Source organism: Myxococcales bacterium (genome assembly GCA_016706225.1).
Classification (GTDB): Bacteria; Myxococcota_A; Polyangia; order Polyangiales; family Polyangiaceae; genus JADJKB01.
The window spans coordinates 609,496-636,441 of the sequence record JADJKB010000003.1; the positions used below are offsets into that span (position 1 = coordinate 609,496).

The window sequence follows — 26,946 nt, forward strand, 5'->3', positions numbered from 1 at the left end:
GCCACCGTCAGCCTGAAACCCGGACACGTACAGCCCGTCTGGGCCGGTCACCCGTGGGTCTACGCCCAGGCCGTCGCCCGGATCTCGGGCGGCGCGATGCCCGGCGACGAAGTCGAGGTCGTCGACGCCCAGGGCAACGTTCTGGGTCGAGGGCTCTACTCGCCAGGCTCGGCCATCGTGGTGCGCATGTACACGCGCGACAAGAGCACCCGCATCGACGGGGCTCTCTTCGAGCGCCGCCTGGCCGCAGCCAGCGAGCTGAGACGCATGCTCGGGCTGCCCGCCGAGGACACCAATGCCTATCGCGTCGTGCACGCCGAGGGCGACGATCTGCCGGGCCTCGTGGTCGACCGGTACGGGGACGTGGTGGTGTTTCAAGCGGCCACCATCGGTATCAAGAAGCGCGAAGTCGCGCTGCTCGACGCGCTCGAGACGGCGTTCCGCCCGCGGGCCATCATCGATCGAAGCTCGGAACGCGCGGCGAGCCTCGAAGGTTTCTCCGCAGCACGCGGCGTGGTGCGCGGCGACACGAGCGTTGGCGAGCTTGCCTTCCTGGAACGCGGATTGAAGTTCCGAATCCCGCTCGAGCTCGGACAGAAGACGGGGTTCTACGTCGACCAGCGCCCGCTCCGCGAGCGCGTCGAGACACTGGCACACGGCAAACGTGTGCTCGATACTTTCACCTACGTCGGAGCCATCGCCATGGCGGCGGCGCGCGGCGGCGCAAGCGAGGTGCACGCGGTGGATCAAAACGCCCTGGCACTGGAGGTGGCCGCGGAGTGTGCATGCGAGAACGGTCTCGCCGGCCGCATCCAGTTCGAGCGCGCTGACGCCCACGACGTGCTCTCTCTGGCCGGCAGAAAAGGCGGCTACGATCTGGTGGTGTGTGACCCGCCAAAGCTCGCGCCGACGCGCGCGGCCAAAAAGCGCGCGCTCGGCTCGATGCGCCGCCTCGCAGCCGCAGGAGCACGAGCCACGCGGCCCGGGGGATTGCTCGTGCTCTGCTCGTGCTCCGCCGCCATCGGCCTCGACGAGCTCACACGCGCCGCGGCCCTCGGCGGACGCGACGTGGGGGTTCGCCCCACCGTCCTGGAGCGCTGGTTTCAGGGGGCGGATCACCCAGTTCCGGCGGCCTTCCCGGAGGGTTTGTACTTGAGCTCACTGATCGTGGAGGTGCAGCCGCTGTGAAACGTCTGGGGGCATTCGCGCTGCTCGTGGGCGTGCTTGCGACGACGCCGCTCCGCGCGGCGGAGCCTCGGCGCGTCGTGGTCGTGGTCAGCGCGCGCGACGCGGCGCGCGCGGAGAGTGTGCTCGGGGCGATCAGGGCGCAGCTCGGCGATCTGCCCGTGGCGCTGGTGGTCGAGGCGCCGGGTCAGATCCCGAAGGAGCTCCGCGACCGGCTGGACTTCGCGGCGCGCGCTTGCAAAGAACACGACGCCGTCGGTGCATTCTTCGTCGAAGCCGAGCGCGAAGACGACCTGCTCCTTTACCTGATCGAACCCCAAGCCAAGCGCGCGCTGGTGCGACGGGTGAAGCGCTCGGTCGGGGCCGAACAGGCGGGTGTGGAAGAAGCGAGCCTCATCGTGCGCTCGACCGTCGGTGCGCTGCTCGAAGGGCGTGAGATCGGCATGGAAGCCGGACCCGAGTTGGCAGCGCCGCCAAAACCGCCACCACCGAAGCCGCCGCCGCCGGTGAAACCCTCCCCCGCACCAACACGACCCAAACCCGAAGCTCCCGTCGCCGGCACCGGACGCCTCGCCGCGCACTACGCGGGCGAGGCCTACGCGCCCGAAGCGACCTGGCAGAGCGGCTTGGGAGTCGAGCTGTCCGGGTCTCCGGACTCGCAGCTGTTCTTCGGGCTCGGTTATGTCGCGTACGCTCCGGTCGAGGTGGAGACGGAGTCCGCGCGAGTGCGGGTGGCGCGGCATCCGGTGCGCGTGTTCGTGGCCTACGAGATCCCGGCGGCGCGATTTCGTTTCGCTGGCCAGCTCGGTTTCATCGGAGAGCTCGATCGGCGCAGCACCACCAAGACCAGCGGCGGTGTGCTGCCCACGGAGTCCGCGGACGGCCTGACGTTCGCTCTCTCACCTAGGGTGACGGCGCACTACCAAGTGTGGCAGCGTACGCACGTCTGGGCGGGTGTGGGCCTCGACATTTTCCTCAAGAATTCTGAGTACGTTGCAGAGCTTCCCGGACGGACCGAGTCGCTCCTCTCTCCCTACCGCACCCGCGCCGAGGCCTCCGTTGGACTCTCGGTCGATCTATGGTGAGGAAAGTTCCACCCGGATCCCGTGCCCGAAACCACTGAGGGGAAAGACGCCGAGCGCCCGACCGAGAGCCGGGCCCTGGCTGATCATGCCGAGGATCTTCGCCTGATGTCGCTCGTTGCCGCCGCCGACCCCGCCGCCACCCGCACCATGGCCCATCGCCTGGTGCAGCGGGTGCATCGTGTCTCGAAGTCGATCTTGCGCGCGCCCGCGGACGCGGACGACGCCGCGCAGCAAAGCCTGATCGAGATCATCAGCAGCGCCAAGAACTACCGCGGTGACTCCAGCCTCGAGCGCTGGTCCGATCGAATCGTCGTGCGCACGAGCATTCGCTTCGCCAAGGGCCGACAAAAACACGGGGCACGCAACGAAGACGAATCCGAGCTCGACACCTTGCCCGCGGAAGGCGGGCTCGACGACTCCCTCGCCGACGCCGCACCACGACCGGTAAAGGCGTACCTGGCCGAGCTGCCCGAGGCACAACGCTCCGCGCTGGTCCTGCGGCACGTCATGGGCTACTCCATCAACGAGATCGCCGACCTGACCGAGGCATCGCCCAATACGGTGAAAGATCGATTGCTGCGGGGCACGAAGGAGATGCGGCGCCTGATCCGTCGTGACGTCGCCATTGGCGTCGGCGAAAGAGGAGGCTCGGCGTGAGCGGCGTCGACGATTCCGCCTGTCAGCGTTGGGGCGAGCTCAGCGATCGGAAGCTGATCGACGAGCAGCTCTCGGACGAGGACGCGGCGTTTCTCGATTCCCATCGGAAGTCGTGCCCGCTCTGCCGCGCCGAAGCCGAGGCTTGGTCGAGCCTCGGCGCGCTACCGGAGGAGCCCAGCCTCGCCGGAGATGCTGCGGACGCGCTCGTGACGCGTGCGCTCGCCTTGGCCGCGGCCGCGCGCGACGCGGACGAGACCGAGGCAAAAAAGCTCCCCCTGCGCCAGGACGATGCCGAGGCGAAAAAGCTCCCCCTGCGCCAGGATGATGCGGAGGCGAAAAAGCTCCCGCTGCGTCAGGATGATGCCGAGGCAAAAAAGCTCCCGCTGCGCGCGGTCCAAACCAAGGTCGCGCCGGAGACGGCGTCCGTCGCGTTGCTCGAGGCGCCACGCGTGCGCGGCAACGTGATCATCCTCGGGATCGCGGCGGCGCTGGCCGTGGCGGCGGCGGTCGCGCTGTTCCTCCGCGGCAGCGTGCTGTCCAGCGGTCCACAAGGCAGCAGAGGTCCGGCTGCAAAGCTGATCGAGCTGAGCGGCGACGTGCGCGTCGGAAAACGCGCGGCTCAGCTGGGGGACTCCGTGCCGGCGGGCGCTCACTTGAGCGTGGGCGCCGGCGGACACGCTTGCATCGCGTTCGACGGCGGCAGCATCAAGAGCTGCCTCGGGCCATCGACGGATCTCGCACTCACGACCACCACCCCCACCGATCGCCAGTTGTCACTCGCTCAGGGCAGCGTGGTCACGGCGCTCGACAAGTTGCCCGAGGGCCATCAGTTCACCGTCGCCGCCGAGAAAGGGCGCGCCACCGTGACCGGCACGGTGTTCTCGGTCACCGCCGCCATCGACTCGGGCAGCCTGGTGGTCCGAGTGCACGAGGGTTCCGTGAAGGTCCGCGGTGGGCCGAAGGACGGCAGCTCCGTCACCGAAGGCCACGAGCTCGACGTCGTTGCCGGAGTCGAGAGCGATGTGGCTGCCGGAGTGCGCACGGCGGAGCTCGAGCTCGTTGGCGTCAGCTTGCCTCGCCACGCCCAGCTCGCGCCGACGCCGAGCGCGAGCGTCGCGCTCTCGGAGCCCGACCTGCCCACCACTGCGCTCCCGAGCGCAGTGCCAGAAACACTGCCGAAGCCGCCGAGCGCGTCCGAAATGCTGGCCAGCGCCCGCACCTTCCGAGCCCAGGGCAATGCCAGCGGCGCCGCTGACGCTTACCGCCGGCTGATGGCGGTTCACCCGAAGAGCGCAGAAGCGCGAGCGGCACTGTTGTCCCTCGCCGAGCTTCAGCTCGGACCGCTCGGGGACCCGAGCGGCGCGCTCCGTTCGTACGACTCGTATCTGCGGTCCGGCGGGGGCGGTCTCAGCCAAGAGGCGAGCTACGGGCGAATTCAGGCCCTGCGCCGGCTTGGGCGCGCCGCCGAAGAGCGGGCGGCCGTGGATGCCTTCGTCAAGGCGTACCCGAACAGCGTTCAGGCCCGAGCGCTGAAGAATCGCGCCGACTCGGACAGCGGCGCACCCTGATCCCGGCTGGAGAACCGAGGGTCGGCAAACGACGGCTAGACTCCGCACAGGGTCGAAGCGACTGAGTTCAGACGTGCGCAACGATGAAGCTGCGGCGCAGCGGCATCAGAGTGCGACCGTCGGCACGCCTGGGGTAGGCCGCTCGAACACGCCGCGAGTAGGCCTCGAGAAACCCTGCGTGGTGCTCAAACAGCGTTCCGGGTGATGCCAGGTCGACCCGTGCGAGCAGGTCGACGGCCGGCCGCATCCGTTCACCGGCAAATGCCAGGAGCTGCACCGCCAACAGCCAGTGTCCCGGCGTCGACAACCTGTGCATCAAGCTCGGCGGCGGCTCGCAGCGTGTGTGCGCAGCGGCCTGCACCGACGACAGCGGTTGTCCGACCGACTACAAGTGCAGGAGCGTGGCCGCCCAGGGCAGCGGCGTGATCAGCGCCAGCCAATGCGTGAAGGCGAACGCACTCTGCCAGTGAGCAACGGCGGAGCTCAAAAGTAGCCCGGACCGGTATTCGGCGACCCTCCGCAGTTGTTACCGGTCCAAGTGTTCTTGTCGGTCGTCCATTGGCCCGGCTTGAAGTCGTCGGCGCAGCCAAACACGCTGCCGAACACGTCGTTGTTCTGGAAAGTGTTGTTGCGCGGCGCCCAGTACGGCTTCACCTCGTCCGCACCGACGCTCAAGATGCCGTAGTAGCTGCTGGTCTTGTTGCCCCGGATGGTGTTGCCGTTGACGACCAGGTTGTTGGTGTCGGTGTCCTGACACAGGAATATCCCCGCGGAATGCCCGCCCGCCGGCCCGGTGGCGCAATAGGGGTGGTAGGGCTGCGCCGGCTGATTGGCGGGGTGGCTGATCTGGTTGTTCTCCACGAGCCAGTTACTCGCGCCATACAGGCTGACCGCTGCCCACGCCGTGTTGTCCGAGACGATGTTGCCCTTGAAGGTCCCGCCCCAGGCGCCGTTGATGTCGAGCGCCGGGCCGAAGCTGTTCTTGATCGTGTTGCCCTCGATGAGTGTGCCCAGGTTGTCGGCCTTGGCCTCGGAATAGATGGCTGCGCCCTCGGCCACACCGCCGAACCCGCCGGTCGCACAGCTGACCTTGCCTTTGCCGGGCACGTTCGTGGGCTGCGCGCTGGACAACATCTGGTTGTTCTTGGCGGTGACCCCCGTGCCCGCCGCACCGATGGCGGAGCAGCGTGAGTTCTCGAGCACGGAGTCTTGGACGACGTAACCGCGGCAGCACACGTTGTAGGTCGCGACGCCGGCCGCATCGAGGGTCAGCTTCTCGACGTGGAACGGATTGGCAGCCGGATTCTGAGGTAGCTTGTCGCTGACCATCGAGTCGCAGCAGCCGAAGCTCCATGAGCTCTGGCTGGCCCGCAGCACCGATTTTGCGGCGCTCACGCCGCGCAAGGTGTGACCGGGCGACATCGCGACTCCCTTCGTGAGTGTGTAGGTTCCCGGCTGCACTTCGACACACGAGTACTGGTCGACCGCGGCCTGGAGCGACGCCTTGTCCGACCACTTGAAACAACCATCGGGAGTGAAGTTCGGATTGCCTCCGGTACCCGAACCGCCTGCGCCGCCTCCGCCACCGCTGCCGCCCGATGCGCCGGCGCTGCCACCGGAACCGCCACTGCCACCGGATGTCCCGGCGTTGCCACCGACGCCGGCATTCCCGCCAAATGCGCCCGCTGCACCAGCGAGCCCACCGCTACCGGTGGCACCGGAGCCAGCAGCACCCGTCCCGCCCGCCGCCGAGCCGCCGCTGCCACTCGTGGCGCCGACGCCAGCGGCGCCACCGCCCGACGCGTGCGTCCCAGACTCACCGCCATCCCCGCATGCAGTCGTGAGCGCGAGGAGGAACGAGCTCGCCGCACACACACCGCTGCGTGCTCCGAGCAAACCCCAAGCGGTCGTGTGTGCGGAGCCCATTCAGTGGAGACTATCCGCGACACGAAGTCCGCACAGTGCGCAGAGCCCCTCGCTGGCGAGAAAGGTGGGGGCATGTGCCTGGGGCTCCCACCCAGCCGGGGCTCCAGCATCGTGCGCGCAACGCGGGAACGCCGAGGGTGTGCCGGCGCTAATTGCGCATGGCCGCAAGTGCGCCCTCGCGTGGAGGCTGGACGCGCGGCGGGGTCGCTGCAAGGATTCGAGGACCATGGCGGTTGCCACTTCTTCCTCTTGGTCCCGTTGGTTGCGTCCGGTCGTGCTCGGCATTGTCGCGATGCTCACGACCGTCGTTGGTTGCAGCGACACCTCGTCGTCGAAGGGTGACGAAGCGTGGGACGATTATGGAATCCCGGGCCCCTTCGGGCTCGAAGGTCCCACCGGCAAGGCTGACAACGCCGGCATCCCCGGCATCGCCACTGACTGGGACAACTCCGAGACCCAGGTGTGGGCGGTGACCAACCAATGGGAGGACCGCAGCACACCGGCCGCGAAAAAAGCAGGCATGGCGTGGGGTGAAGATAGCGGGCTGAACTGGGACGAGAAGTACGTGGCGTGGGTCGCCGCCATGAAGAAGATCCCGGCGAAGAGCTACGGCCAGACGTTCGAGCTCCTGACGCCCTTTGGCAAGACCGTGCCGGCGCCGAGCCTGGAGTGCGCGGAGGTGGCCATCTTCTCGCGCTTCACGTTTGCGTCCTGGTACGGCCTGCCATTCTACATGACCACGACCGACGAGCAGGGAACCCGCGTTTACTTCGGACACTTTGGCGCGCGCACTGCGACCGCCCGCTACCGCAACACGCCGCTCTTCAAGAGTTACTACAAGGACTACTCGAACATGGCGCCGGCGGAGTACCAGGCCGCTTGGCCCAAGGACGACAAACTCCGCCAGCGCATCGTGCACGGCGGAACGGACTCGTCCGACGTCATCGTTCCGGGGGGCTCGACGGGGCTCTACTTCGACGAGATCTTCCTGAACAAGCGCGTCGGCTACCTGGGGCTGCTGTTGCTCGACTACTTCGGCTCGATGAACCTGGCGAACTCTCGCAACACCTACAACTTGAAGCCCGAAGCCCTCCGCACCGGGGACGTGCTGGTCGAGCGCTGGCAAGCCAACGGCATCGGGCACACGCTGCTCGTCAAGTCCGTGACCCCGCTCGAAGGTGGCCGCAAGGACGCGCAGCTCGCCTCCGGGTCGATGCCTCGCAGGCAGCCCAAATGGGAGGACGCCATCACGTCGAAGCAGACGTTCACCAACGAGTACACGGGCGGCGAAGGCTACGTGCAGTTTGGCGGCGGCCTGAAGCGCTGGCGCGTTGCGAAGGTCTGGAACGGCAAGTGGACCAACACTTGGATGAAGGCCGATGAGTCGTCCTGGATCAACGACACGGACACCGAGAAGCTGAAGATCCGGCCTACCCAGTTCCAGAGTCTGCTCGGTGAGGTTCCCCCCGAGCAGCTCCGCGATGCCTTGGTCGCCATCATTGCGGACGCCCGGACCCACCTCTCCAACTACCCCGCGTCGTGCTCGGCGCGCGAGAAGCGCGAGAATGCGTTCCGCTCTCTCTATCAGCTCAACCAGGACAAGTTCGGCATCTCGAACGCCCAGACGGACTCTCAGTATCGGAAGATCGAGGACTACGCGTTCGCCGAGCTGGTCTACGACAAGAGCAAGACCTGCTGCTGGAACAGCACGACGGCTGACATGTACAAGATCATCATGGACTACGAGGCCAGCCTGCAAACCAACGCGTGCGCGGCGCCCGTGGTCTTCATGTCCTCCGGCGGCGGCAACTACCAGGCGTTCGCCGACTTCGCGGCCTCCACTGGCCGCGCTGCGCAGTGGAAGGCCTGGAGCGAAGACGAACCGTGCGCGCAGAAGAACGTCGACGCTGACACCGAGGGCAACCACAGCTGGGTGCCGTTCTGTGAGCTCACCGGTACCGGTGGCGGTGGTGGCACCGGCGGAGCTGGCGGCGCGGCTGGCAGCGGTGGCAGCGGCAATGCCGGCAACACCGGCGGCAGCGGCAACACCGGCAACACCGGCGGGAGCAGCGGCAGCTGCGTCGGTCATTGTGGCAGCGGCACTCCGGTGCCGGGCTCGAGCCCGTCTTGTTACTGCGACAGCTACTGCACGCAGAACAACGACTGCTGTGCCGACAAGGTCGCTGCCTGCGGCTGAGGTTCGGAAAGAAGTCTCACAGGGAGCGCCATCCCGGCAGCGCTGAGCGCGGCTGACCGTCGGGCTCAGCCGCTACGCAAGCGCTTCACGGCCTCGGAGACGTCCTTCCCACCGACGCTGGCGCCAACCGACTTCAGGTGTTTCATCGCCACCCCAGTCGCTTGCCCGTCGTTACCCGCGGCCTTGACCGCGTCCAACACCGATGCAAGCAACGCCACGATTTCATCGACATCGAGACTCTTCGGCAGCAGCGTCTCGAGCACGGCAATCTCTTTGCCGAGTTGCTCCTTTTGCGCTGCGTCCTCGCTGACCGACGCCGTCTCTTGATTGCTCTTCACGAGCTTGCGCACGATTGCGCTGGCCTCTTCGTCGCTCATCGGTTTGTTGGCGCGCGCCTCCTGGGTCTGGATCTCCCCCAGCGCGACCTTGAGGATCTCCTTCTCCAGGCTGTTGCCGGCCTTCATCGCCGCTAGCACGCGCTTCTTGATTTCTTCGCTGAGCAAGCTGAGCCTCCTCTCGCAACCCTAGCGCGGCCGACCCCCGAGAGCCCTCTTCCGCGACGGACTCGCTGGACTGGGTGCCCCGTCTCGGGCAACGTTGTGCAGGATGTCACGGCGTTTCGAGCTTCTGGCGTTGCTCTGCCTCGCAGCGGCCTGTGCTTCGCCCGAAGAGATCGGGCGCGCTCAGGGTGGCCCCGACGAGCCGTGTTACCCGAACGGCACGTGTGATGTTCCCTTCGTCTGCGTGGCGGGACACTGCGCCTCCGTCGATGCGGGAACGGATGCCAGCGCGGGCGGCGCCGGCGGTGCCGGTGGCTCGACCGGCGGCGTCGGGGGCTCGGGCGGTGCGAGCGGCGCGGGCGGCGCGAGCGGCTCGGGCGGCGCGAGCGGCTCGGGTGGTGCGAGCGGTTCGGGTGCCACCGGCGCGACCTCCGGTGGCGGCAGCGGAGGCAGCGGCGGAACCACGGGCGGCGCTGGCGGCTCGGGAGGAATCGGCGCAACCGGCGGAGCGACCGGCGGCACCGGCGGCGTTGGTGCCACCGGCGGCGTTGGTGGCACCGCGGGAACTGGCGCAACCGGCGGAGCAACGGGCGGCCCTCAACCTCCCGGAAGCCCGTCGGGCTGCACGAGCTGTGGCTGCTGCGATCCCTGGCCCATCAAGTGGACCGCATCGACGGACGCGACCTACTACAACGTGCTGTGGAAGTGTTCGATCTTTCCCGCGCATGTCATCAACGTTGGGAACGTAGTCCAAGCAGACTTGTGTGCGACGAACGTCGGCATGTGTGCCTCCAGTGAATGCGCCAACGGCGTGGGAGCGCTGCAGGTGCAGGCCTGCAACACCAGCGGCTGCTCAGCCCCCGTCGCCATCCCGTCCGCCGGCGTCCCCATCGCCTGCGGCGGTGGCTGCTGCTGCTGAGCCGCGGCGGTCAGACCGCTCGAGCGCCGGAGTCGATCTGCGTCGGCGCTTCGGACTCGAGCGTGGCGCGTCGCTCCGGCAGCTTCAGAGCGGTCTGGACCTGGAGCGCAAGGTCATCACTGCCGCGTCGCCCGGAGGGCACCTGAATTTGCTCGAGTGCCCGGGCCATCTCACCCGCGGTGGCAAGTCGCTGGTCGACCTCCCGTGCAAGAACCCGTTCGAAAAACCCGGTCCAAGCGAGGTCGATGTCGGAACGCGCCGAGGTGATTGGCGGAATCGGCTCCGACACCACGGCAAATAGGGTCGCGCTCTCGTTGTCGCGAGCAAACAGGCGTCTGCCGGCCAGGAGCTCCCACAAGATGACCCCCAGGCCGAACAGATCACAGCGCGGATCGAGCGGCTGACCCAGCACGGCCTCCGGTGCCATGTATCCGACGTGACCCGCTACATGTTTGGTGCGCGCCGACTCTGCATCGTAGAGCGCACGCGCCAGACCAAAGTCGGAGATCTTCACCTCCCCGGTGCGGGACAGGAGCACGTTAGCGGGGCTCATGTCGCGATGAATGATGCGCAGCGCGGCGCCATCCCCTCCACGGGCCCCTTCGTGAGAGTGCAAGAGGCCCGCGAGCACCTCCTGCCCGATGTGCGCGACCGTAGCCGGAGAGAGTTGGTGGCCGGCCAGGGTCGAGCGCCGCATGAACGCCAACAAGGTCAGGCCGTCGACGTACTCCATCGCCAGAAAGTAGGTCTGCTCGACGCGCCCGAAGTCGAACACCTGCACGATGTTCGGGTGCACCAGGCGCGCAGACAACTCGGCCTCACGTCGAAAAGCATCCACGAACTCGGGTTGTTCGGCCAGGTGCGGATGAATGCGTTTGATGGCAACACGCCGTTCGAAGCCACCCTCTGGGCAGTAGAGGGCTTCGTGCACCGTCCCCATTCCGCCGGCCGCAATCTGACGAGTGACACGATACTTGCCGAACAGATCTTGTGCTCGGACATCGCTGTCCGCGCGGCCGATGGCGCGCCTCAGCCCGCGAGCCAGGAGCATGGCCAAAACTCCGGCAAAGCTCAGCGACGTCGCCCGTGTGATCTGGGTGCCAACGGAGAAGAGCGGTTGGCTCGCGATCGCGGCCGGTAGCTCGCCCCGCGCGACCCAGAAGTAGAGTGCCAGGAAGGCCACGCTGCTCGAGAGGCCCACGAGCAACGGTGTCAGCGGTCGTAGACGCGCGACGGCGGCGACGATCAGCGCGGAGAACAACATTGGCGGGAGCCACGAGCCGAGTGCGTACGCGGCGCCCTGCACGCGCACGAGCAACAAGAGCGTGATCCACGGCAGCGAGCTCTCGACCAAGATCGAGCAAAGTGCCACGACGGGGCCTGCCGCTCCGCGCTCGAGCGAGTACGCCGCCAGCGTGAACCAGGCAAAGAGCACGCCCGCCGTGAGGGCCGTCCACAAGCCCAGCGGTCGGGAGATCACCACCGCGACGACCAGGGCTCCGAGGGCACCGACCAAGGTCAGGACTTGCCAGACGCGAAGAACCGCCAGCTCGATTCGCCGGAGTTGCTCCCCAAGCGCCAGGTCCAGTGGTTCGCGCAGCGATGTGGACTCTTCCCCCGGCACGCCCCATCGTATCCGCAAATCGACGGGCCGGTCGCCTCCGTGGACCGCGCCTTCGGCTATGCTCAGAGCATGCGGGTGAGCGCCGCCGGCCTTCTTTTCCTATTACTCGTCGCCTGTTCGTCGTCCGAAGACGCGGGCTGCAAGAACGACAACGACTGCAAAGGCGATCGTGTGTGTGAAAGCGGTCAGTGTGTGAGCCCGGCCGCCGGGGGCAGCTCGGCCGGCGGCAGCGGGGGAAGCGGCGGATTCGGTGGGGGCGGGGGAACCAGCGTTGCGACCGGCGGCGTCGCGGGTTGCGGCGCCGAGTGCAAGACGTCGGCCGGTACGTGCTGCGCGGGACCCGGCGTGTGCGCGGCCGTCCCTCCGTGCCTCGGCAATCCGTGTTGCTCAGAGTGAAGCTCAAGCCGCCGCGTACCCGTTCGAGCTCGGATTGTCGCGGCTCTGCCAGAGACCGGCCGCTCGCGTCGCGAGCACCGTGCCCAAGCCGGTCGCGAGCAGCGCAAAGGTGATGAGATCACCGAGCCACGGGATGAGACCGACCACGAAAAAGGCCGCGATGCCGAAGGCCAGGTGCACGTAGCGGTTGGCGGTCCGGTGGCCGATCAAGGCCGCACCGAACGTCCGGAGCACGGCCACGACGCCGGCGTAGGCTCCAAACACGGCTGCAATCGCCAGAACCGCGGCAAACGGAATGCCAATGATGGTCACACACAGGGTGACCGCGAGCACACCGAGCGCGACGAAGCCCAAGAGCCCCAGCGCAAAGGCTCGCACGGGGCGCGCCGCAACCTCGAGCTCGAGTCGCTCCATACGGCTCTCCAAGAGCGCGATCAGCACGAGGCCGACGACGAACAGGAACACGCTCCCCGAGAATGCCGAGCTGACCTCCTCGGCGAACCTGGAAAAGAAGGACGAGACTCCGTCAGCTTGTTCGATAAAAATTCGCATGAACGCCTCCGCTCACGGCCTTTCGCCCGGGGGGCGCACTCTATTTCAAGCTTCGCAACCGCCAGGGGTCGGGGATGGACAAGTCCTCGACCTTTCGGGGACAATCGGCGGCCGCCACGTGGTGTGTTCGCTTGGTTCCGAGCTGGCTCCGATGAGCTAGTGCGCAGCGAGGTGAGCGCGCTCCAGCGTCTTGCCGAACACGACCCGTGCATCATCGAGGCGTGCCAGCGTGTAGGCGTATTGGCGTGCGCCCCCCTTTGCCAGAAGGCAGAGCACCGTCTGATCGAAGTGCGCCAACTTCTGCTCGACCGCGCGGTCCGTGACCACGGCCCTTCCCAGCTCGTCGAGTACCTGCTCCAAGGCAGAGCAGACTCCCCCGTTCGCCGGCAGGACCAACGGCGGCGCCCCCATGCAGCATCGGGCCCGAGCGACCGCAAATACGGCCAGCTCGTACCAGCTGAGGTGCGCCCACTCCTGCATGCTGACTGAAACACCCGCGCCCCGCCCCTTCACCACGGCGGCTTTCAACAGCTCCGCCCCCGCCCTTGGATCCACTTCCTTGCACAGGAAAGAGAGATCGGTGCCAACCACGAAGGTCGCGGGCGGAAACACCGGTGCCACACACGCCATGTCGAGCCCATCGCCTGGCTGAGCTCGGGCTGACCCGCCGGCCGACGACGCTGCCAGGGGAACCGGTTGCGCAACCGAGCTCGCCGGCTGCGCGGGATCTTTCGGAGGGATGACCGGGAGAGGAGCAGTCGGAGGAGCGGAGTCCCCGGGCCAAATCGCCGAGGCTGTGGGGGCGGCGCTCCGTCCGAGTTGTGCGGAGCGGCCCGACCACAGAGCCCCGGCCGCAACGATCACCACGACGCCGAGCCCAATGGCAAACCCGCGGAGCGGAGAGGCCTTGGCGACCGCTCGCTCCGGTTGGGTCTCGACGTCGTTGTGGTGCAAAGAAGGCGCAACCTCACCACGCTCTTCCAGATCGGCGATGCTCGGTGTCCTGAGCGCGGAGTTCGGGGCCTCCGACAGCGGCCGTCGCGCGGCGGTGAGCCAGCTCAGCGCCACGGATGCTCCGGTCACGTCGACGTCGACTCCGTTCTTCACGGCCCACTCCGCCAGCGCGGCCCCCAGCTCGCGCATGCTGCCCCAGCGTTCGTCGGCCTTCTTGGCCAGGCCCCGCTTCAAGATCCGCCAGAGCTCCTGATCCCCCGCGGCAAAGTTGAGCGTGGGCGCCGGTTCACCCTGCTGGATGGCCCAGAGGAGCGCGTTGTAGTTGTCCCCGACGAAGGGCAGCTGTCCGACGACGAGCTCGTACAAGATCACCGACACGGCCCAGACATCCGTGCGACCGTCGACATCACTGCGGCCCTGCGCTTGCTCGGGAGACATGTACTCCGGGCTGCCGAGCACCGACCCATCTTGGGTGAGGCCACGAGCCAGGTCGTCGCGGCGCACTTTTGCGATGCCAAAGTCGACGACCTTCGGGATCACCGCGCCGGACTCGTCGGTGACGAGCACGATGTTCTCTGGCTTCAAGTCGCGGTGAACGACCCCCTTCGAGTGAGCTTCGGCGAGTGCACTGGCCACCGGCAGCAAGGTGGCCACGGCATTTGCGGCCGGCAGCCGCGCCTTGCGCTCCATCAGACGCCGAAGCGAGTCACCTCGCAAGACCTCCATCACAATGAACGGATCGCGGTGCTCCGTCTCACCGAAATCGAACACTCGCACGATGGAAGGGTGGTTGAGCCTAGCCGCCGCGCGGGCCTCTTGGAGCAGGCGCGCGGAGGCCTTTGGTGTCGCGCTCTCTCTCCGTATCAACTTCACACAGACATCGGCGTCCAACGTCAGGTTGCGTGCGAGCCACACGGAGCCCATCCCGCCCTCACCCACGATGTTCGTCAGGCGATACTTGCCGCCAACGACATCGCCGGCGAAGTACTTTGGCGAGTCTTCTGTCACGGCAGACCCGCCGTCGCCAGAGTGGGCGGGCGGACTTCTGGGCGGCGGTTTTACCAATGGCTCGGCCGTCATGTTAGCGCAGGTGCGCGCATGCGGCCGAATGCGCTATGCGCCGCGACGCGACAGGAGCTCCGCCTGGATCCTGATGGCCTGGTGGGGGCTCTCGCGGGCGGAAACGATGGCTCGGCCCGCCGCCTCGGTGCCCATCTTGCTCAAGATATCGAGTAGAACCAGCGCGAACTCCGGCTCCGCCTCGAGCAACAGCTGAGCCATTGGCTCCTCGTAACCGCGCCCCGTTCGCGCGACGTAGGTCACCAGCAACTCCTTCAGTTTGCCTTCTGCGATGCCACCGAGGGCCTCGAGTGCCACCCCGGCGTGGGCATCCCCGAGCGCGTCGAGCACCAGTGTCAGGGCTTGGACCGCCGCGGCCGGGTCGACCCCCGGGCGTCCCGCGTTGGCGAGCAGTTGCCCGAGCGCTCGGGTCGACACCACCGCCGTCGCAAAAGCTCGCCTCGCCCCGGGATCTTCCCGCCCCACCGCCACGTCTAGCTCGTGAAAGAGCGAGAGGATGAGCGCGAGGGCCGCGTCCGGCGAGTTGGATGCCAGGCGCCGAAGACCAGCCCGCACCGCCTCGGTCACGCGGGATGGCTCGCCCTTGGCTTCGGCCCGCCGGTACGCACCAATCACGGACCGCGCAAAACTCTGGTCGACGATGGACTCGGCAGCCACGCGCGCCGTGAGGTCGGCGGGCGAGAGTGACCGCGGCATCGACGACGGAGGTGAATCCACCATTCTGCGCACCGATTCCGGCGGGGCCTCGGGCACGATCAACAGGCGCTGGACCGCCGCCCGCATCGCGCCGGCGTCGGCGAAACGTGCGCTCGAGTCGAACGCCAGCGCGGTGTCCACGATCTGGCACAGCTCGGGCACGGCGCTCATGACACTGGCAAGGGCCGGCGCCCGCTGGGTTGCCGCACGAATCAACATCTCGTTCCCGACGAAGTCCCCGTGCACCTGGCGGCCGGTGAGCAACGTGAACAGAATCGCCCCGACGGACCAGATGTCGACGCGGGCATCGACCTGTGACCAGCGCCCCAGCGCTTGCTCCGGAGCCATGAAGCTCGGGGTCCCCATGACCGTCCCCTCGTGGGTGTGCCCGGCATTGCGCCCGTGCTCGCGCAGCCGCGCGATGCCGAAGTCCAGCACTTTGACCACGCTGGCTTCCGTCAAGAAAATGTTCTCCGGCTTCAGGTCCCGGTGCACGATCCCGAGTGAGTGCGCGCGCTCGAGCACAGCCAGGATTCCGTCGGTGATCCAGAGTGCGTCAACGAGCGGCACTTTGCCGCGATGTTGTTCGATCAGCACGTCGAGGGACGCACCGATGAGCAGGTCCATCACCAGGTATTGCTCGTCTTGCTCGCTCACTCCGTCCTCGATCACCCGGACGATGCCCGGGTGATCGATGGTGTTCCCGATGTACGCCTCTTGCTCGAAGCGCGCCCGGATGGTCGGGTGTGACGCCCAGGCCGAGTGCAAGACCTTGGCGGCAGCGACCAACTCCCCTGCACGTGCCGAATAGACCGCGGCGGAGGCTCCAATACCGAGAAGCCGCCCGAGCTTCCATTTCCCGTTCAGCAACCTCCCCACGCGGGCTTCGCACTCGGCGATGATCTTGGCCTCGTCCATGGGGAAAATCAGCGTACTGACCTCCTGGCCCGCCGGGCAGTCTTTTCGGCCCTACACGCCATCGCCCGTCAGCTCCCGGTACAAGCGGGCGCCGGCACCGATCGTACCCGCGACACTCGGGAAGCCCGCGGTCGCGCCAACCATCCAGAGGTTGTCGAGGGAAGTCCGGTAGGGGCGTCGCTCGGGCCCCACGTGACGTGGAGTCAGCCGCGCGCCGTAGGCGTTCCCCTCGGGCGCGCCGCAGTAGCGCTCGTTGGTCGGCCCGGTACCGGTGAGCCTGAGCTCGAGGTGGCGCCGCAGGTTCGGGACGAACTCGGCCTCGAGAATGTCGAGGACGTCCTCCCGAATGCGATTCTTGGCCAGGTAATACGCCCGCCGGTCGTCGCGGCGGAGGCGTGCAAAATGTCCGTAGTCGCAGGCCGTAGCGACCTCCAAGATCTGGCGTCCGGGCGGACAGATCCCGGGCTCGTCGGAGTGAAGAGTCGGCGTGGAGAGGAAGAGCCAGGGATTGGTCAGGTCGTTGGCCAGCAGCTGATCGTCGTAGATGCGGTTCAAATCGGGGTGCGGGTAACGCCACACGTTGTACGAGCCGAAACCATATTCACGCAGATCGAGCCCAGAGAGCACGAGGTACATGCTGAACGTGCTCGCAGAGTACTCGTAGTCCAGGCGGCGCTGGTCCGCCCGGCTTGGCTGCCACCCCCCCGCGAGCGCAGCCGTGCGCCTGGGATCGATGTTGGAGATGAAGCGCTCAGCAGTGAAACTGGTGCCGTCTGTGGTGCTGACGGAGGTGACTCGCCCGTTCGAGACGTGGATGCGCTCGACCTTGCGGCCGAGCAGCAGCTCCGAACCCGGCGCACCCCGGATGACACCGGCGATGCTCTCGACGAACTGGTGGTAGTGGAAGCGCGGGTAGTACGCGCCGCGGTCGTATCCGCACACCAGTGCGACATGCAACAGCAGCGAGACGTCGCGTGGAGGCAGCAAGTAGTCGCCGCTCTGCCCAGCGAGAATCGCTCGCACCAGGTTGGGCATGCGCACCCGATCGAACAGCTGTTCGAGTGTTGCGTGTCGATACCGCAGCAGGTGACGGAACCGGTAGCCTGAGCCGAGCAGGGTCCAGGGAGTGATGCGGTCCGGCAGCTCGTCGCTGCGCGTCAGCTCCTCGTCGATGGCGGCGATCACCTGGAAGTAGCGCCGGATCGGCAGCTCCGCCCCGGGAAATCGCTGGAGCAGGCGCTCCCGAAACTTCGACAGCCCGTTCGGGATCCGGAAGCGCTCGCCGGCGACGACCACGTGATCGAAGCCTTCCGGATCCAGGCGCACGAACGGCACCTGCGCGACCAGGCCGAGCTTGGCCAAGACGGAGTGCACGCCCTCCCCCTCTCCGCAGCCGAAGATGTAATGAACCTGCGCGCAGAAACGCTGACCGCGAACCTCGAAGGTGTGCGCGTATCCTCCAGGGACGTCGTGAGCCTCGAGCACCAGCACGCGACGCCCGCTCCGCGCCAGGAGCGCCGCGACGCTCAGCCCGCCCATGCCCGCACCGAGCACGATGTCGTCGAAATGAGGCACGCTCACAGCCTCTGGACGCGCCGCTCGCGGGCCTCGCCCGCTTCGAGTCGACGAGCCGGACTCATGTTCAGCGAGGTCGCGGTCGAGCGCGTTTCTTGGCGCGGCGAGCGGGGGGCTTCACGCCTTGATTCTGAGAATCGAGCGCGGCGTGCACGGCAGTGAGCACCTCGCGAGCCGCGGCGATCTTCGCCGCGGGTAGGCCCGCAAGCGCGCCGCGCACCGCGTCCTCGACCGTCCCCGCGCGCATGCCGTCCACTGCGGCGCCCTTCGCCGACAAACGGAAGAGGGCACGGCGCCCGTCCGCGGGATCGTGACGACGCTGAAGCAGCCCGGCTCGCTCCAGGCGATGAAGCACGCCGGTGAGCGTGCTCGGGTGCACATGCAGCAACTCGGCGAGCGATCCGGCGGAGGTGTTGGGAAATCGGCCGACCATCCGCAGGACCAGCCGCTGTGGCCCGGTTACCCCCGCAACCGCCAACAGCCGCTTGGATGCCGAGCGGAGCGAGTGGTCGACCCCCCAGAGCACGCGCATGAAGGTGAGCACCTCACCCAGAGCGCCCGCCGACTTGTGGATGTCGAGTTTCCCTGAGGTTAGCTTTGATGCCGGCGGCAAGGTGCCCAGACGCTATCACAGCGTCGGACACGGAGCGATCCAGAGCAAGGACGTGCCCAGAGCCGCACTCGGGGATAGCATCCCGCCCAGATGCAATCCCCGAGGTCGAACCGACCATGAACGTCGCGCCCTTCCTGCTGGCGGTGGCCGGCATCTTCTTGATCGGCGCCGCGGGTGAAGCGGTGTTCCGGCGCACGAACGTGCCGGATGTCATCTGGCTGATCCTGGTGGGCATCTTGCTCGGGCCAATCTTGCACTTCGTCACCCGGGAGAACCTGACGCAGATCGCCCCGTACTTCGCCGCGGTCACCCTGGTCATCGTTTTGTTCGAGGGGGGCAGCAAGCTCGATCTCGCCGACGTGTCCAGGGCAGCCCCTCGCTCCGCGTTGCTGGCCCTTTGCACCTTCACACTTGCCGTCTCCCTCGTCGCTCTGGTGAGCATGGGTGCCAAATGGGTGGGCTGGTTGTCTCCCGAGTGGACGTGGACACACGGCCTCTTGCTCGGCGCAATTCTGGGCGGCTCCAGCTCGATCATCATCATGCCGGCCATGCAGCAGGCGAAGGTCGACGCGAAGATCGCTAGCTTGGTCGGCCTCGAGTCCGCCTTCACCGACGCCTTCTGTGTGGTCGCGGCCAGTGCTTTGATCGACATCCTGTCAATCAAAGCAACGCCTGGTCAGTCCCCGGCCGCAGCGCTCCTGACCTCGTTCGGCATCGGAGCCGGAATCGGAGCCGTTTCCGGCGGCACTTGGCTGCTGATCTTGCGCTTCATTCGTGACAGCGAGCACGCCTATCCGATCACACTCTCATCGTTGATCGTTCTCTACGTGGCGATCGACCATGCCGGCGGAAGCGCCGCTCTGGGCATCTTGACCTTTGCCGTCATCGTCGGAAACGCCAAGAGCATCAGCGAGAAGGTGGGGCTCGTGGGGCAGCGGGGGCTCGGTCGGGATGTGCGTGGTTTTCACACGCAGATGGCATTCATCATCAAGTCGTTCTTTTTCACGTTCATCGGCGCAATGCTGGGGCCGCCGTTCGGGCTGCTCGTCCTCGGCGTCCTGATCGGACTGTTGCTCTTTGCGATCCGAATTCCCGGTGTGGGACTGGCGACGCTCGGCACCGGCTTCACTCGGTCGGAGAAGCGACTGGTCGCCGTTTCGCTACCGCGTGGCATGGCCGCCGGTGTGCTGGCCACGTTGCCCGCCGCAGCCGGAGTGCCCGGGACCGAGAACCTCCCGACGCCGGTGTTCGCCGCGGTCTTCACCACTATTCTGACCTTCGCCGTGGGGTTCCCGCTGGCCCGGCGCGGGCTCCCCACGCCGGTTGCTGGCGAAGCCACACCCGAGAGTGCGGCACCGGAATGGCTGGCCGAATCCCTCCCCGCCCCGCCGGTTGCGCCGATCGCGCCGGCGTCCCCAAACCTCACGCTGCCGCTGCCCCAGCCGGCTCCCGACCCGAGCGGGGCTGGCGCAGAGCCGGCGCCGCTCGGCGAAGTCAGCGCTCCCGCTGGCCCGAAGGAGTCGCCGACCGAGTGACCGGTGCGCTGCCTCAGTTCTGAGAAATGATCGGCGCCTCGGCGCGGCGCTTCGCGGCCGCCGAGCTCTCGTTCACGTTCCGGTGCAAAATTGCCGGCGGCAAGATGCCGTGCTCGGCAAAGGCCCTGAGCACGCGGAAGTGTACGTCGGTCTCGAATGGCTTCTCGTAACGACAATCGAAGACGTACGGGCGGGCCTTGAGGTGCACGGCCACGTACTCCTGAACGATCACCTGCTTGGCCAGGACGGGGATGGGTTGGTCGAAATAGACGTAGGGGCTCGTGAGGCAGGCTTCCTTGATCAGGTCGGCTGCGAGCTCTGCGTTTTGATCGACACCGACGTAGAAATCCATCGCCACCTGCATCTCGAGAGCGCCGTAGTTGCCGCTCGAGGTGACGTCGGTGAGGATCTTGTTGTTCGGGATCGTGACGATGTTGTGGTCCAGCGTGTTCATCTGAACACTGCGAAGCCCGATCTTCAGGATATCCCCGTACTCCCCGGCGTACGCCACGCGATCCCCGACCTGAAATGGTCGATCGAACATGATGGTGATGCCGGCGATGAAGGCTGCGACCAGGTCGCGCATTGCGAAACCGACGGCAAAGGCGAGGGCGCCACCGATGACGGTCAGCGCCGTGGAGTCCAGCCGCACGCTCAGGCTGATGCAAATTGCGGCCGCACCGATGTAGATGATGAACCGGAGCGCGGACTCGAACTTCTGGATCGTCGGCCGCCGGTTGGCGAAGCGCTTGCTCAACCGGGTGGCGATGTCGCCCGCGATGCGCACTACGACCGTGGAGCCGACGATGACGAGCACGGAGAGGAAGACCCCACCCCAGCGAATCAGACCCGCGAGCTTGCCGATGTCGGGGGCGTCCTGCGCGTAGGCCGGGCTCGTGGCGAGCATGACCCAAGCGGCGACCAAGAGCCTTGCTTTCCAGCTGTGTCGTTTCATCGCGAAACTCCTCTCGTGCTCAGCGTCGACTCGCAAGCAGATGACGCCGCTGCAGAAAGCGTGTGACTGCGCGGTACCACGCCCAGCTCACTCGGTATCGGTCGCCCACCATGGCAAAGTACCCACGGGCGAGCCCGTAGCGGAGCGCGTCCTCTACCTGTGAACCTCGAAGCATGGTGGCCCGCGCGACGTCCTCCGGCCGGGCGGGCTCGAGCTGAATGACCGCCCGCAGGACGAACACCGTCGGGTCGGGAAGTTGCTCCAGCTCGCGGGTGTCGGGGGCCTGGAACAGCTTCACGCAGACCTTGTCTTCGGCACCTAGCCCCAACGACCTGCGCCACATGTGCAGTGCAACCCCGGGGTTGCCCGCAGAGTAGTCCCAGAGGAGGCGATAATAACCCGCCGCGGCGCGGCTCAGCGCTTCCGCCCGATCCACCTCGTCCGCGTCGGCTGGCAAGCTCTCGAGCAGGTGTTCGAAGCTTGGCGCCACACCAGCCTGTTCGCAGCGGGCGGTGAGCAGCTGCACGATCTCCTCTTCGCGCCACGGGTCGAGGGCGATCACTTCGTCGAAGAGCGGACGAGCTCCGCGAGCGCGCTCGAAGAAGCGCCAGATGACGTCGTCGATCGCAAAGAACCATGCGCAGCTCGAGCTGTTGTGACGCGCCACGTCGATCAGGCGGTCGAACTCCGCAAGGCCTCCCATGATCGGCTGAATCAGGAGGTGCGCGTCGTCGATGAGCACGGCGGCATCACGATTTTCCACGTTGAGCGGCCGCAGCACGTCCTCGAAGCTCGCCGCGGGATCTGCGCCGACCGCCTTGGCGAGCGCCGCTCGGAGGCCTTCCAGCCCGGTCTCGGGACAGTTGACGAGCACGACGTCCGGATACGCCTCGCGCACCTGGCTGAGCACGCTGGTCTTGCCCCCACCCCGTTCGCCGACCACTGCGAAGACTCCACCACCTACCTGCTCGATGCGCGCGATGACATTCTTCACCTGCTCCGAGGCGCTTCCCGAAACGTTCTGGTTGGACGCGGTCGTCGGCCCCAGCGCCACGAACGCTTCGCTCGGTAGATCTTTGAACGCGAGGTCCGTCTTCTCCTCGGCAAGCCGGTCGAGTCCGCGCCGGAACAGGTAGGCGAGCGCTCGGCGAGTCAGATCGAAGCGGCCGACCCAGCCGCGCACGGCGCGGTAGGTCCCATTGCCAAACAGGAACGCGCCGGCCGCGCCCGCCGCCAGGAAGCTCTTCCAGCCCGTCTGGTTGGCGACGACCCACGTCTCGAACGCCTTCTTCTTCCGGGTCGCGTTGATCCGCGCAAAAATGATCGACCGCCACCAGCGAACCACGACCAGGGTCAGCGGAATCGCGGCGAACCAGCACAGCGAAAAGACCCACGAGTAGATCGTGCCCGGACCGACCAGCTTGGCGCTCAGCGCCAGGATCAAGCCGAACGCCACGACGGTGCGCCCGATCAGCCGCAGCGAACGCAGGCGAACGACGGCGGTCTGAGTCGGCGCGCGGTTTGCGCCCGCCAGCTCCGTTCCGCCCGCCAAGGTGTTGATCACGACGACGACGAGCGCCCCTCCAACGGTCCAGAGGAAGACCGTGGTCAGAAGCGTGACCTCCAGCTGTCCCTGCGCCGTGGAAGGCAGCAGCCAGTCGAGCGCGCCAACGAGGAGCAACCCTTCGACCGGCCCCCGCGTCGACTGCACGAAGCCCAGGGCTCCGTAGAGGCGGCTCGGCTCCACGATGCGCTCGCGCCGGTGCTCCTCCAAGATACGTTCGCGCCATTGTTCGAGCAACGGTCCGCCGCGGCGTCGCCACCACACAAACGCGATCAGCACGAACAACCACTTCACCGCCACCGCGCCGATGGTAACCGCGGAGGCACCTCGGCCGGAGCCCGGCTCGGCCATTCCCGCGATCCAGCGCCGCGTCGCCATCACGTGGTAACGCAGCACCAGCGTCACTTGTTTGAGCTCCGACCCAGCCTGATCGAAACCACCGGCTCCGAAACCGGTGACCGTCGCACGCTTGGCCGGGCTGAGTCGAGGCAGAAGAGTCAACCGGTCGGCGTTGAGATCCCTGACGTCGTCGTAGAGCTGCGCCGCGCGCTCCCGGCGGAGCCCAGCTTCAGTCTCCCGTAGACGTGCCGCGACTGCGTCGATTTCTTTACGAGAACCTTCGATTGCCGAGCGATCGACATTCGCCGCCAAGTCCCCCAGACGATCGGGCCCGCTGTCGTCGATTCCGCTCTCTGCCGTGCTAGCCACGATTGCAGCGTCGAGCTCGGTGCGCGCCGCCCTCAAGTAGACCCGGAGCTCGTCGTAGAGAGCGTCGGCACCTTCGACAGCAGTCCGATCGGCAACCAGCTCGCGGACCCTGCGGCGGAAGGTCAGGGTACGCTCGGCGCGGTCCTTCAGTGCCTGTTTTGCCTTGACGAGCTCACCCTCCGAGTTCGCCTGCGAACCCGAGATCCCGAGCAGGCGCGCGCGTTCCTCTGCAACGAGACGCTCCGCTTCCGTGCGAGCCCGCTGCGCCGCCGCAAGCGCACTCTTCTGGTCGCGCTCCGCCTTCTGCGCCTTACGCTGTGACTCGCTCAGCTCGGCGGAGACGTCATCGGGTGCCTCACGCTGCCGCTCCGCATGTCGGGTTGCGAGTGCCTTCTTGCGCGCCGCTGGCAGCAGGTAGAACTCGAGGCGAGCACGGTCGACCTCGACCCGTGCGGCAAACAGCTCCGGGTCCAGCTCTCGAAGCGGAACGCTCGCTTCAGCTCCGCCGTCGCCCGATTCCGCTGGCGGCGGGCCTTCGCTCGCCGGCTCGACCAGAACACCACCGTCCCAAACCTCTCGGTCGGCTCGCTCGATGACAGCGCGCAGGCGCTCTGCCTCGACTCGCAGTGCCGCCTCGTCGGTGAGCGGCAGATCGAAGAGGGTGGCGGGCTCCACGGCGAGATCGAGGGACTCCGCCAGGAAATCCCGAATGTCCTTGGCGGTCGCGCGCAGCGCAGCCACCTCTGCTCGCTCCCTGGGACCCGCGTCACCGGAAACCGCGTCACGTGCAGTGCCCGCATCGGAGATCTCCGACGCAACCGACGCGCTCGGTGCCGGACCGGCGTCGCCCGCTGCAAAACCCGGCCGCGGCACCGAGGATACGACCGCCGCCACTGCCGCACGGCCAAAGAGAGCCACCACCCGGGGCACCCGACCGCGCAGGCGCTTCGGCGTATTCATGCGATCTTCCCAGGTCAACATTCGGCCGCTCGTGCGGACCCCGAGCCACTCTGCCGCCCGAGAGCGCTCACCACCTGGTCATCCAAGTGAATGTCCAGCTGTGGAAACGCGATCACGATCTTGTTCGCCTGGAGGGCCCGCCAGATCGCCTCCCGCAGCTCCGACATCGCAGCGCGGGAGAGCCAAGGGTCCGTCATCCAGATTGCGACCTCCCAGACCACCGAGCTGTTTCCGAAGTCGAGCAGGATGACCTGCGGCTCGCGATCCTTGACCGCCCAATTCTTGCTGACTTCATGGGCCACGGTGGTGAGCGTTTCTTTCACCGCGGCCATGTCCGAACCGTACGCGACTCCGACGGTCGCCCGCACCCGGTGGCAGGCATCCTTGAGCGTGAAATTCTTCACCGTGGTCTGGATGAGCGTCGCGTTCGGGATGATCAAGTCTTCGCCGTCGCGAGTCTGCGCAATGCTGGAGCGGATGCCCATCTCCAGCACTTTCACCAGCTTGCCCTCGACCTCGAGCAAGTCGCCGGGTTTGATGCTGCGCTCTGCGAGCAGGATGATCCCCGCCACGAAGTTCTGGGCGATGCTCTGCATCGCGAACCCCAAACCCACTGCAAAGATGGCCCCCGCCGCGAACAAGGCCGTCAGGTCGATGCCCGCGGTGCTCAACGCGACACCGAAGCCCGTGACCAAAACGGAGTAGTGGAGCAGGCTCGTCACGGTGCCAATGTTGGCGGGCCGCTCGCCCTTCCAGGTCAACACACGCTCCACCGCGCGGCGCAGCGCCCGCGAGACCCAAAACGTGGCGACCACAACCGCGAGAACGCTCAGCAGAGTCGACACCGTGATCGGCGTCTTGGCGATGTGGAACAGCTCCTTGTTCAGGAGGGTCCGCGCATTGTGCAGGAAGTCCGCAGTCAAGTGGAGCCCAAGGCCGAGTTTGTCGGGCGGGGACGGATGTTTGGCAACTGCCCGCCCCCCACCCCACTTCGATAGTGTCGAGTAGGATTGGGTTCGGGCCGAAGCAATCGTTTTCCGCCAGCCGTCGGGCCGGCTCCCGAAAGACCCGGGGGTCAGTCGGCCAGTCGGAGATCGACCCGCCGATCGGCAGCCCAGGTCGTCTCGTCCTGGCCTCGTGCATCCATCTCACCCCGGGACGAGGTGATCACACGGTCACTTCCCAGTCCTCTCTCCAGGACGTACCCCTTCACGCTGTCGGCCCGCTGACCGCCCAACACCAGGTTGTACTCGAACTCGCCGCGCGGATCGGCGCGCCCTACCAGGGCCATCTTTTTGCCCTTCAGCGGCCCGGTCAGAAAACACTTCGCAACAGCGTCGAGCACCGGTGCGTCGCTCTTGCCGAGCCGCGCGGAGTTGTAGTCGAACCAGGTCTTCGACTCTTCGATGCCGCACGCCGCCCGAATCGACGGGTCGACCACGACCGCCGTGGCGGTGTCGGACGGCGGCGGCGCAGCTTGCCGAGCCGTGCCCTCCGTTCCGGCACCGGTTGCTACCGGCGGCCTGGTGGCCGAAGCACAAGCGGCGGCGGCGAGTGGAACAACGAGAAATGACATGAGTTTGAGCTTCACAGTAGTCCTCCATTGGGGTGCCTCGGGGCGTCCCGCTTTTCACGGACGCGCGCCGCCCATCCCAGATGGGCAGCCGAGGGCAGGTATGGCCGGTGCGAAGTGCACCTCCGCCAGCAGCTTGAACCGTAGTGGACTTATCGTTTGATGTCAAACCATAGGGCGTGTTCTGGGCTCGACGCCGAACGCAAGGGGGCAAGAGACGCTCCTGATCGTGACCACCGACCACGGGCGCGACCCGTCGTTCGTGCACGACGAGCTGAGCCGCGAAGCTACAGACTTCAGGCTGCAGACTTCAGTGGGTCCGCTCGACCGGTGGGGTTCAGTGCATGCTGCAGATGACGATCTGGGGGGGTCGAGGTTGTTGCAAGTTCTCGGAAAGGTTGAATGGAACCAGAACGTCGATGCCGTGGAGGGCACGACGGGCGGTACGGAGGATGTCGGCGAAGGAGAAGCCGATCGCTCGACGCGCGCTCCTAAGCCTGTAGCCTGGAGCCTGACCCCTGGAGTCAGAGCGGGGCAGGCACACACTCTCGACCGATGGCACACATCGTCTACCCCGACATCGGGCTCGAGGCCGAGATCGCCATCGGCCAGAGCATCCTGGAGGCGTCGACCTCGTGTGGTGCGCCCGAGGGCAGCCGCTGCGGTGGTGTCCGGGCCTGCTCGACCTGTCACGTCTACGTGCACAGCGGCGCCGAGCACCTGAACGAGGTCAGCGACGACGAGCAGGAATTGCTCGAGCTGTCGGCGCGCGAGCTCCGGCCGAGCTCCCGTCTGGGCTGCCAGGCCCGCGTCATCGCCGACGCACAGATCGAGATCGAGATCAGCGACGAGAGCTTTCGTGAGTACCTCGACCTGAACCCGGAAGACCGCGAGCGCGCGATGACTCTCTGGCGGCGACGCAAGCGCTGAGGTCTGGCGCGCGCCACGTGCAAGGCAAGCTGGTGCCAAGACGCCGCACCTCCCTCGAAGCCAGCGTCGCGCGCAACCTGGCGATGCGCTGGTACGAAGACGACCCGCGGGTCGGGATCGAGCCGGACGACGGGCGGCTCCCGTGTCCGGGAAGCTCAAACGCTCGTTCGGTCGGGACGCGCTCGAGGCGACCGAGCACCATGGTGAGCACAGAGGAGAGTCGCTGGCGAATGTGATCGAGCAACGATGCAAGGCAGGACATGAGCGCCGTCGTGC

21 protein-coding genes and 1 pseudogene are annotated in these 26,946 nt (G+C 66.9%); 9 read left to right on the plus strand and 13 right to left on the minus strand.

Annotation, left to right across the window (positions count from 1 at the left end):
• The first annotated feature begins 36 nt into the window (after positions 1-36).
• From IPI67_04440 to IPI67_04455, 4 genes and pseudogenes are all read left to right on the plus strand, one after another.
• Positions 37-1,188: pseudogene (locus IPI67_04440) on the plus strand (class I SAM-dependent rRNA methyltransferase).
• Positions 1,185-2,270: a hypothetical protein gene (locus IPI67_04445; GenBank protein MBK7579437.1), complete on the plus strand. Its 1,086-nt coding sequence runs from the start codon at positions 1,185-1,187 to the stop codon at positions 2,268-2,270. The pseudogene IPI67_04440 and the gene IPI67_04445 overlap by 4 nt, the downstream one beginning before the upstream one ends.
• A 105-nt stretch (positions 2,271-2,375) precedes the next feature.
• Positions 2,376-2,927 (plus strand): RNA polymerase sigma factor, encoded by a 552-nt coding sequence (locus IPI67_04450; GenBank protein MBK7579438.1) that lies wholly within the window; start codon positions 2,376-2,378, stop codon positions 2,925-2,927.
• Positions 2,924-4,495, plus strand: coding sequence for a FecR domain-containing protein (locus IPI67_04455; protein ID MBK7579439.1), 1,572 nt, complete (start codon positions 2,924-2,926; stop codon positions 4,493-4,495). Before IPI67_04450 ends, IPI67_04455 begins: the two co-directional genes overlap by 4 nt.
• Positions 4,496-4,562: 67 nt before the next feature.
• Here IPI67_04455 and IPI67_04460 read toward each other — a convergent pair whose 3' ends face one another.
• Both IPI67_04460 and IPI67_04465 read right to left on the minus strand, forming a co-directional pair.
• Positions 4,563-4,811 (minus strand): hypothetical protein, encoded by a 249-nt coding sequence (locus IPI67_04460; GenBank protein ID MBK7579440.1) that lies wholly within the window; start codon positions 4,809-4,811, stop codon positions 4,563-4,565.
• A gap of 167 nt (positions 4,812-4,978) precedes the next feature.
• The gene (locus tag IPI67_04465) at positions 4,979-6,421 is read right to left on the minus strand and encodes a right-handed parallel beta-helix repeat-containing protein (protein ID MBK7579441.1); all 1,443 of its coding nucleotides are present in this window, start codon (positions 6,419-6,421) and stop codon (positions 4,979-4,981) included.
• Positions 6,422-6,647: 226 nt separating this feature from the next.
• Between IPI67_04465 and IPI67_04470 the strand changes: the two genes are divergently transcribed.
• Entirely contained in the window at positions 6,648-8,618 is a 1,971-nt protein-coding gene (locus IPI67_04470; GenBank protein ID MBK7579442.1) for a hypothetical protein, read from the plus strand.
• 65 nt (positions 8,619-8,683) lie between these two features.
• Here IPI67_04470 and IPI67_04475 read toward each other — a convergent pair whose 3' ends face one another.
• Positions 8,684-9,121, minus strand: a complete 438-nt coding sequence (locus IPI67_04475; GenBank protein MBK7579443.1) for a GatB/YqeY domain-containing protein — start codon at positions 9,119-9,121, stop codon at positions 8,684-8,686.
• 103 nt (positions 9,122-9,224) lie between these two features.
• On the opposite strand from IPI67_04475, the gene IPI67_04480 reads away from it, so the two are divergent.
• Positions 9,225-10,037 (plus strand): hypothetical protein, encoded by an 813-nt coding sequence (locus IPI67_04480; protein MBK7579444.1) that lies wholly within the window; start codon positions 9,225-9,227, stop codon positions 10,035-10,037.
• Positions 10,038-10,047: 10 nt separating this feature from the next.
• Here the strand turns inward: IPI67_04480 and IPI67_04485 are convergent, their stop codons facing one another.
• Positions 10,048-11,661, minus strand: a complete 1,614-nt coding sequence (locus IPI67_04485; protein ID MBK7579445.1) for a serine/threonine protein kinase — start codon at positions 11,659-11,661, stop codon at positions 10,048-10,050.
• A gap of 69 nt (positions 11,662-11,730) precedes the next feature.
• Between IPI67_04485 and IPI67_04490 the strand changes: the two genes are divergently transcribed.
• The gene (locus tag IPI67_04490) at positions 11,731-12,057 is read left to right on the plus strand and encodes a hypothetical protein (protein ID MBK7579446.1); all 327 of its coding nucleotides are present in this window, start codon (positions 11,731-11,733) and stop codon (positions 12,055-12,057) included.
• 3 nt (positions 12,058-12,060) lie between these two features.
• On the opposite strand, the gene IPI67_04495 is transcribed toward IPI67_04490, so the two are convergent.
• The 5 genes from IPI67_04495 to IPI67_04515 all read right to left on the minus strand — a co-directional run bounded on the left by IPI67_04495 (position 12,061) and on the right by IPI67_04515 (position 18,364).
• A complete protein-coding gene (locus tag IPI67_04495; GenBank protein ID MBK7579447.1) occupies positions 12,061-12,609 on the minus strand; it encodes a hypothetical protein in 549 nt (182 codons plus the stop codon).
• 156 nt (positions 12,610-12,765) lie between these two features.
• On the minus strand, positions 12,766-14,571 hold the full coding sequence (locus tag IPI67_04500; protein ID MBK7579448.1) for a protein kinase: 1,806 nt from the start codon (positions 14,569-14,571) through the stop codon (positions 12,766-12,768).
• A 105-nt stretch (positions 14,572-14,676) separates the two neighbouring features.
• The gene (locus tag IPI67_04505; GenBank protein ID MBK7579449.1) at positions 14,677-16,257 is read right to left on the minus strand and encodes a serine/threonine protein kinase; all 1,581 of its coding nucleotides are present in this window, start codon (positions 16,255-16,257) and stop codon (positions 14,677-14,679) included.
• Positions 16,258-16,308: 51 nt separating this feature from the next.
• Complete coding sequence (locus IPI67_04510) at positions 16,309-17,832, minus strand: NAD(P)/FAD-dependent oxidoreductase (protein MBK7579450.1); 1,524 nt, start codon at positions 17,830-17,832, stop codon at positions 16,309-16,311.
• Positions 17,833-17,899: 67 nt separating this feature from the next.
• Entirely contained in the window at positions 17,900-18,364 is a 465-nt protein-coding gene (locus IPI67_04515; protein ID MBK7579451.1) for a MarR family transcriptional regulator, read from the minus strand.
• Positions 18,365-18,561: 197 nt separating this feature from the next.
• On the opposite strand from IPI67_04515, the gene IPI67_04520 reads away from it, so the two are divergent.
• Positions 18,562-19,980 (plus strand): cation:proton antiporter, encoded by a 1,419-nt coding sequence (locus IPI67_04520; GenBank protein ID MBK7579452.1) that lies wholly within the window; start codon positions 18,562-18,564, stop codon positions 19,978-19,980.
• Positions 19,981-19,993: 13 nt separating this feature from the next.
• Here IPI67_04520 and IPI67_04525 read toward each other — a convergent pair whose 3' ends face one another.
• The 4 genes from IPI67_04525 to IPI67_04540 all read right to left on the minus strand — a co-directional run bounded on the left by IPI67_04525 (position 19,994) and on the right by IPI67_04540 (position 25,758).
• Positions 19,994-20,887: a mechanosensitive ion channel gene (locus tag IPI67_04525; protein ID MBK7579453.1), complete on the minus strand. Its 894-nt coding sequence runs from the start codon at positions 20,885-20,887 to the stop codon at positions 19,994-19,996.
• Positions 20,888-20,954: 67 nt separating this feature from the next.
• Complete coding sequence (locus IPI67_04530; GenBank protein MBK7579454.1) at positions 20,955-24,167, minus strand: AAA family ATPase; 3,213 nt, start codon at positions 24,165-24,167, stop codon at positions 20,955-20,957.
• Between the two features lie 14 nt (positions 24,168-24,181).
• Positions 24,182-25,090, minus strand: coding sequence for a mechanosensitive ion channel (locus IPI67_04535; protein MBK7579455.1), 909 nt, complete (start codon positions 25,088-25,090; stop codon positions 24,182-24,184).
• 152 nt (positions 25,091-25,242) lie between these two features.
• Positions 25,243-25,758 (minus strand): OmpA family protein, encoded by a 516-nt coding sequence (locus IPI67_04540; protein MBK7579456.1) that lies wholly within the window; start codon positions 25,756-25,758, stop codon positions 25,243-25,245.
• A 537-nt stretch (positions 25,759-26,295) separates the two neighbouring features.
• Between IPI67_04540 and IPI67_04545 the strand changes: the two genes are divergently transcribed.
• Complete coding sequence (locus IPI67_04545) at positions 26,296-26,670, plus strand: 2Fe-2S iron-sulfur cluster binding domain-containing protein (GenBank protein MBK7579457.1); 375 nt, start codon at positions 26,296-26,298, stop codon at positions 26,668-26,670.
• The last annotated feature ends 276 nt before the right edge of the window (positions 26,671-26,946 follow it).